9 protein-coding genes are annotated in these 8040 nt (G+C 36.0%); 1 reads left to right on the forward strand and 8 read right to left on the reverse strand.

Annotated elements, in window-relative coordinates; genetic code table 11:
* Positions 1-690: 690 nt before the first annotated feature.
* From PVK62_RS16655 to PVK62_RS16670, 4 genes are all read right to left on the reverse strand, one after another.
* A complete protein-coding gene (locus PVK62_RS16655; protein ID WP_130049423.1) occupies positions 691-1113 on the reverse strand; it encodes a GNAT family N-acetyltransferase in 423 nt (140 codons plus the stop codon).
* 732 nt (positions 1114-1845) lie between these two features.
* Positions 1846-2511, reverse strand: coding sequence for a hypothetical protein (locus PVK62_RS16660; RefSeq protein ID WP_274445521.1), 666 nt, complete (start codon positions 2509-2511; stop codon positions 1846-1848).
* Between the two features lie 1305 nt (positions 2512-3816).
* A complete protein-coding gene (locus PVK62_RS16665; protein WP_017023495.1) occupies positions 3817-4110 on the reverse strand; it encodes a HigA family addiction module antitoxin in 294 nt (97 codons plus the stop codon).
* The gene (locus PVK62_RS16670) at positions 4110-4430 is read right to left on the reverse strand and encodes a type II toxin-antitoxin system RelE/ParE family toxin (protein ID WP_443111784.1); all 321 of its coding nucleotides are present in this window, start codon (positions 4428-4430) and stop codon (positions 4110-4112) included. Before PVK62_RS16670 ends, PVK62_RS16665 begins: the two co-directional genes overlap by 1 nt.
* Positions 4431-4699: 269 nt before the next feature.
* On the opposite strand from PVK62_RS16670, the gene PVK62_RS16675 reads away from it, so the two are divergent.
* Positions 4700-5011, forward strand: a complete 312-nt coding sequence (locus PVK62_RS16675; RefSeq protein WP_274445520.1) for a hypothetical protein — start codon at positions 4700-4702, stop codon at positions 5009-5011.
* 141 nt (positions 5012-5152) lie between these two features.
* On the opposite strand, the gene PVK62_RS16680 is transcribed toward PVK62_RS16675, so the two are convergent.
* The 4 genes from PVK62_RS16680 to PVK62_RS16695 all read right to left on the reverse strand — a co-directional run bounded on the left by PVK62_RS16680 (position 5153) and on the right by PVK62_RS16695 (position 7946).
* Positions 5153-5920, reverse strand: coding sequence for an FRG domain-containing protein (locus PVK62_RS16680; protein ID WP_274445519.1), 768 nt, complete (start codon positions 5918-5920; stop codon positions 5153-5155).
* Positions 5921-6619: 699 nt separating this feature from the next.
* Positions 6620-7282, reverse strand: coding sequence for a hypothetical protein (locus PVK62_RS16685; RefSeq protein WP_274445518.1), 663 nt, complete (start codon positions 7280-7282; stop codon positions 6620-6622).
* A 155-nt stretch (positions 7283-7437) separates the two neighbouring features.
* Complete coding sequence (locus PVK62_RS16690; protein ID WP_017019086.1) at positions 7438-7698, reverse strand: Txe/YoeB family addiction module toxin; 261 nt, start codon at positions 7696-7698, stop codon at positions 7438-7440.
* Positions 7695-7946, reverse strand: coding sequence for a type II toxin-antitoxin system Phd/YefM family antitoxin (locus PVK62_RS16695; protein ID WP_012551877.1), 252 nt, complete (start codon positions 7944-7946; stop codon positions 7695-7697). The genes PVK62_RS16690 and PVK62_RS16695 overlap by 4 nt, the downstream gene beginning before the upstream one ends.
* Between the last annotated feature and the right edge of the window lie 94 nt (positions 7947-8040).

Raw genomic sequence — 8040 nt, forward strand, 5'->3', positions numbered from 1 at the left:
GCTACTATGCAAACCAAGCTGAATTTTACTGCCTTAATCACCAAAACTAAAGGCAAACTGACAACGCCGAATGTAGCAAATCGTGTTGATGCATTTGTTACACGATCTTTGTCAACGCTTCGCTTTAATTGGTAAAGAACTGATTTACCAATAATATTTAAAAACCAATTCTAAATTACAAAAGCTAATTTAGCGAACAAAAGAACCGTTCAACTACAAAAACTGCGAAACGAAACAATCCTTTTTCTAGCACCATTTGTACGATTTGGTTTCAGCAAGTTTGGAGCTGATAAACCAAATATCCCAACACCAATTGGGATTGAAAATGCTAAGAGGAAAACACTGATGCAGACTAAAATGAGGCAAGGCCATGAACAATTGAAGCGTGAATTGGTTTCTGAAATCCATGAACTTTTGGCAATAATGGTCAATTGCCGAACCAGATGAAACGAATATTAAAAGGCACCAAAGAAAAAGGAAATCCACCTTACTTTCACGACTAAAAAACTAATGGCTCAATCGCTGAACTGAGCCAAAAAACTGCGTTCTTAGAGTTCGTGTAACGCCTGCATAACACGTTTGCTACGATACAGACTTAGCTGAATTTTACTGCCTTAATCACTGAAACTAAAGGCAAACTGACAACGCCGAGTGTAGAAAATCGTGTTGATGCAATTGTTATGTGTGTTTTTATTGAACCAATGAACTTCTAAGTACGAAATGATCATCGACCGTTTCAATTACTGTCCATTTTAGATTTGAATACAATGCAGGAATATGAGTAAAAACCAGCAACTCTGGTTCAGCCATTTCACTAACCATTTTTTCAGCATGATTAATCAATTGTGAGCTAATTCCTTGCTTACGATTTTCAGGTTTAATAAAGACAGCATTAACCCAAACTGCCTGCTCTTGAGTAATTGGAGATAGAAAACGAGTAAAAACTAAACCACCAATTAATTCACCATTTTCTAATGCAATAATAGGATTTGGGATTACTTTTCCATCTTTTGTTGTAGATAGTGGTTCAACATCATCCCACTCACTTTCAAACCATTGATACAATTCAGTTAAATACGTTGAGTTACTTTCAACCGTTTGAATTAAAACCATAATTACTCCATTAAACCTATCATTTCCGTAAAAACACATAACGCTGGCATAACACGTTTATTACTATGCAAACCAACCTTAATTAACCGCCTTAATCACAAAACCCAAGGCAAACCCAGAACGCCGAGTGTAATAAATCGTGTTGATGCGATTGTTGTGCGGACTTCCTTTCGGCTTGGCCAATTTGGTAAAGAACTGCCCTGCCAAGATATTCTAAGCCTAGATTCTAATTTACCGATGCCAATTAAGCGAACAAAATATCATTAAACTGCGAGATAAAGTAAAAGGAAAATAGATACATTTCTTACGCCATTTGAACGACTTGGTTTCAGCTAGTTTGGAACTTATAAACCAAATATCCTAACCACAATTGGGATTAAAAATGCTGCGAGCAAAACACTGATGCAAACTAAAATGAGGCATAACCAAAGAATAATTGAAGCGTAAATTAGCTTCTGAAACGCCTGAACTTAGGGAAATAAGGGCTGATTTGCCGAACCTGATAATAACGAAAACCAAAAGGCAGCAAAGAAGAAAGGAACGCTTACTAAGCCAAAATTACGAAAGCCGCGATCCTATTGATGAACCGTGAAAAAAATTTCGGACTCAGTACGCACAACGCCTGCATAACACGTTTGCTACCATGCAGATTAAGCCTAAATTTACCACTTAATACGGTAAACTCAAAGAAACCTAGAATGCCGAATGTAGCAAATCGTGTTGATGCGATTGTTAGCATTGCTTTCTGAGTATGGATAGATTCCGAACTTGATTGTTATTGTTATCTGTTGAGTTAATAAAAACAACTTTAATCCCATAATTATCACATACATTAAAGATGTAGCTTAACTTCTTTTTCGTTGGTTGATTTCCAAATAACATTAAAATGTGATTATAATTAGGCTGCAAGTATTTATATGCAAGCATTTGGCCTAAGCCATGCTTCCAACTTCTGATATTTTTTATCTCAACCAAGTTTTCTATATATTTGATATCTACTCTTTCATTCTGAAAGCCACAATTGAATTCACAAATAGAGTTTAGATGCAGCGCTGAAAATGTATGCTGTATTGTTTCCTCTGTCACACCTAACTCTTTCATTTCATTTTCATAGTTAAATTTAAGTCGCTCATCGCAAATATAAATGCCTAAATCATCGAACCGTTGACACATTTTACGATTAATGACTCGATGAGCATGAGATTGTTCACAATGATACCCATTAATTAAAATTGTATGATTATAGATAACATTATCAATATTACACATAAAAGATGAACGATTAAGTTGGTTTTTCAACCAACGATATGGATGGATACAAAAATAACCATCATCAACTAGCGAGAGAAAAGATTCATACAGATCTGAATTAGGTAATAAATAACTTCCCATATACATTTTATAACTTCCATTTCCGTAAACTTGAAAAAGTGATGCTAACGCCGCAATAACACGTGCGAAAGACTGACTTACAAAACCAATTACACTCCAAACCGCGAATGCCGAATGTAAATAGCATCGTGTTGATTGCTTTGTTATACGAGCCTTGCTTTCGCTCCAATTAACTTGATAAAGAACTGATTTACCAAGATTTGCTGTAAAACGATTTTAATTAGACTAACTCAATTAAGCGAGCAAAATATCATTTCAACGGCAATAACTGTGAAACGAAACAATCCCTTTTTCTTACATCATTTGTACGAATTGGTTTCAGCAAGTTTGGAGCTGATAAACCAAATACCCTTGCCACAATTGGGATTGAAAATGCTGAGAGCAAAACACTGATGCAGGATAAAATGAGGCATAACCAAAGAACAATTGAAGCGTAAATGAGCCGCTGAAACGCCTGAATTTAGGGCAATAATAGTTCAATGCCGAACCTGATGAAACGAACACCAAAAGGCAGCAAAGAAAAAGGAAAACCACCCTACTTTCACACCTAAAAAGCTAATGGTTCAATCGCTGAACTGAACCAAAAAACTGCATTCTCAGAGTTCGTATAACGCTGGCATAACACGTTTATTACTATGCAAACCAACCTGAATTAACCGCCTTAATCACAAAACCAAAGACAAACCCAGAACGCCGAATGTAATAAATCGTGTTGATGCGATTGTTGTGCGTGCTTACTTTCGGCTTGGCCAACTTGGTAAAGAACTGCCCTGCCAAGATTTTCTAAGCCTAGATTCTAATTTACCGATGGCAATTAAGCGAACAAAATGTTCTTAAATTGCGAGATAAAGTAAATGGAAAACAGATACAATTTTCACACCATTTGAACGACTTGGTTTCAGCAGATTTGGAACTGATAAACCAAATATCCTTGCCACAGCTGGGATTGAAAATACTGCGAGCAAAACACTGATGAAGAATAAAATGAGGCATAATCAAAGAACAATTGAAGCGTAAATTAGCCTCTGAAACGCCTGAACTTAGGGAGATAAGGGCTAATTTGCCGAACCTAATGATACGAAAACCAAAAGAAAACAAAGAAGAAAAGAACGCTTACTAAGCCGAAACTACGAAAGCCGCGATCCTTTTGATGAACCGTGCAAAAAATTTCGGACTCAGTACGCACAACGCCTGCATAACACGTTTACTACTATACAATAATACTTAAAATTGACGCCTTAAAACGAGAAACACCCGACAACCTGAGATGCCGAGTGTAGTAAATCGTGTTGATGCGATTGTTATATTTTACTACGCCATAGCAAAATTGATCGTGTGCACCTTAGTTAAATTCACATTTTGTTTTGCTTGCCAGAGATCGTAATTGTCTTGCATTGTTAGCCAACTTTCAGGCGTACGACCGAGTGACTTTGAAAGACGTAATGCCATTTCAGGTGAAATTGAGCTCTTACCCTTTATCACTCGATTTAGAGTTGAAGCAGCAACATCAAGTTGTTTAGCAACAAAGCGACAACTATAGCCAAATGGTTCCATATAAACGTCATGGATAAACTCACCTGGATGTGGGGGATTGTACATAGCCATTAATGGTAATCCTCGTAATTTAAAATGTAAGCATTACCATCGACAAACTCGAAAGTAACACGCCAGTTACCATTTACTGTAATTGACCAAATTCCATCTCTATCCCCTTTCAGAGGATGAAGTTTGAAACCCGGCAAATCAACATCATCAATAATGGTTGCAGTGTCTATCGCGGCTAATTGCATTCTCAATTTGCGATCATGTTTCGCTTGAATACCCGCTTTACTGCCAGTCTCAAAAAACTTTTTAAGACCTTTGTGCTTAAATGTTTTAATCATACGAAGAGTGTAGCGCGTTGCGCATTGTGACGCAAGTTTCAATAAAAAATATAACGCCTGCATAACACGTTTGCTACGATACAGACTTAGCTGAATTTTAATACCTTAATCACTGAAACTAAAGGCAAACTGACAACGCCGAATGTAGCAAATCGTGTTGATGCATTTGTTATGTGTTTTGTTTGTTGAGATATTATATTGATATAGCAAACCTGTATATAGCTTACGCTATGCATTATAATTCACTTGACAGTAAATAAAATGATCAATTTAATCTCATGATATTTAAATTAATGTAAGCGAGTAATAATTTGAAAATTATAGAATTGCGCGAATACCAAATTAAACCAGGACAAACTGACAAATGGCTCAATTGGATGCGTGAAGAACTTCTGCCATATCAGCGTTCTAAAGGAATGGTGATTATTGATACATATCTACGAACACATGAAGGAGTTGACTTCTTTGTATGGTTGAGAGAATTCGAAGATGAAGACTCTCGTACACGTATTTATGAAGATACATATAATGATTGGTGGATAACTAATATCCGACCAAAAGTTTTTAAGCTAATAGAAGAAGATTCAATCAGCATAAAACTTCTGTACCCTGTCGAACTATAACCCCACTCCAACACATAACGCCTGCATAACACGTTTACTACTATGCAATTATACTTAATATTGACGCCTTAAAACGAGAAACACCCGACAACCTGAGATGCCGAGTGTAGTAAATCGTGTTGATGCATTTGTTATACATATTCATGCATAATGTGAAATAATACCTTTAGACAAGCTATTTAAATCTTGATAAATAGAATTAACAGTAATACCAAAAGTTTTAATCTCAGCTCTTAGCTGAGCTACATTATCTGAATTAAATCTAATTTTTTTAATTCTATCACTTCCATTTTTTTCAAATATACTATTAATCGGTTCATTTTTTGAACCATGAACAGTAAAGCAACCTTGTTGTGCAAGCACTCTTTTATTCGTATAAGGAGGCTCAATCGCAATAGGATATACTTGAGAATTGATAGCTTTATTTTTTCTTAATACTTTAGGTAAGCAACCGTCAATATTTGTTTCCTCACTTATATGAACAGATGGTACAAATACTTGATTTATATCCATCGTAAGTTTATTTAGTTCGTAAGGATCCATAGACCAAACAATTCTGTCTTCATTATTATCGGCTTCCAATGCAAAATATGCTGCAATTAATGGGCTCTTCGTCCAATCTAGCAACCTAGTTGGCAAACCATAATGTTGCATCAATGAATAAAATTGCCAAGAACAATTAATATCTTCATTAATCAGGGATTTGCCATGTATGATAAATGAAGAAATCATCGATTCCTCAACACCTTCATTTATTTCTCTCCACTTAATCCCAGGTAATAGCATCATATTTTCTCTTGCTATCCCTCTAAACCAAATATCGCCGTGGGACAAATTCCATTCGTGACTTAAATCTAAAACAACTTTAAGGTATTCAGGAATTGAACTTACTATTATCTCATTACTCACTATTATCTCTCATATGTATAACGCCGCAATAACACGTGCGAAAGACCGACTTACAAAAACCAATTACACTCCAAACCGCGAATGCCGAATGTAAATAGCATCGTGTTGATTGCTTTGTTATACGAGCCTTGCTTTCGCTCCGATAAACTTGGTAAAGAACTGATTTACCAAGATTTGCTGTTAAACGATTTTAATTAGACTGACTCAATTAAGCGAGCAAAATATCCAATCAACGGCAATAACTGTGAAACGAAACAATCCTTTTTTCTTACACTATTTATACGACTTGGTTTCAGCCAATTTGGTGCTTATAAACCAAATATCCTAACCACAACTGGGATTGAAAATGCTGAGAATAAAACACTGATGCAGGCTAAAATGAGGCATAACCAAAGAACAATTGAAGCGTAAATTAGCTTCTGAAACGCCTGAATTTGGGGCAATAATAGTTAAATGCCGAACTTGATGAAACGAATACCAAAAGGCAACAAAGAAAAAGGAAAGCCACCCTACTTTCACACCTAAAAAGCTAATGGTTCAATCGCTGAACTGAACCAAAAAATTGCATTCTCAGAGTTCGTATAACGCCTGCATAACACGTTTGCTACTATGCAATTATACTTAATATTGACGCCTTAAAACGAGAAACACCCGGCAAACTGAGATTGCCGAGTGTAGTAAATCGTGTTGATGCATTTGTTAGTTGCATACCCGATGGATTCTACCTGCATCATGCCTATTTACTATTTCTGTTGGGTACTCTAACTGACAAATCAAGTCAGCTGAAATGCATCTCTCTTGCAAAAAAGCAAAATCAATCATCTGGTCGCCATCAATTATTGCATTATTTATATCGATAATAAAATTATGTAAATCATCAAAATTGATCGCTTCAATTGGCAGGTTAATATTAATAATTGTCGGTCGGCCAACACTTGCTAACTGTTCTTTAGAAACACCTAAACGTTCAAATACCGCGATTAGCCTCTCACTACCATAAATTGCATAATGGCCTGCGAATTCGAGCATAAATTCATCATCTAATGCTAAGTAAAGACACCCCGAACTATAATCGAGTCCATTTAAAACATTAGCAATTGTATTTTTAGATATGCTTTTATTTAATTCAGTTAATATCTCGCTAGCATTATTAATTAATAGCTCTGCATTACCAACCTTAATGCCCCGATTTATATAGCTATCTTCGTTCACCGGTCTACATAAATGGTAAGTTCTTACGGCTGAGTATGTATTAATAAATAACTCAATCAAGGTATCTACATTATCTTCATAGGCAATATACTTTTGCCCAAAAGCTTCCGGCAACGGTGATTTTTCTTTCCAACTATAGATGTTACTCATAACTCACCTCTTCAGAGAAGCAACTAACGCCTGCATAACACGTTTACTACTATGCAATTATACTTAACATTGACGCCCTAAAACGAGAAACACCCGACAACCTGAGATGCCGAGTGTAGTAAATCGTGTTGATGCATTTGTTAACTGCGATTCAATTAGTAGTGATAACGACAAGAAATTATCGTCAAATGTGAATCATTAACGGCATAAACCAGTCTATTTGTATCATCAATCCTGCGTGACCAAAAACCAGCTAAGTTCTCTTTCAATGGCTCAGGTTTGCCAATGCCTTCAAACGGTGAACGCTTTGCATCTGTGATTAACTTATTAATACGTTTGAGGGTTTTCTTATCCTGTCCTTGCCAATATAAATAATCATCCCACGCTTCATCAGTCCAAGCTAACATTCGACTCATTCAAGCAAGCCTCTTTCCGTAGTTTGGCCAGCATTGTATTGAGCAATTGATTTATTTAAATGAGCTGCATTTGCAGGAGAACGAGATAAATATATCGTTTCCATTAAACTATTGTAATAATCCATAGACATTACAACCGCATCTTCAGAATCTCGACGAGTGATAACTGTGCAGTCTGCATCATTAACAACGCCATCAAGAACAGATTTAAGACCATTTCTGGCTTCAGTAAAAGAAACTATACGCATAATTACCTCTTGGTTGAGTTGTACCTAATATTGAACAAGTATAATTCATAAAAACGAAATGTACAATATATTGCACAGGTAACAAAGAAGCAGT

The sequence above is a fragment of the Aliivibrio sp. S3MY1 genome, from assembly GCF_028765575.1.
Lineage (GTDB): Bacteria > Pseudomonadota > Gammaproteobacteria > Enterobacterales > Vibrionaceae > Aliivibrio.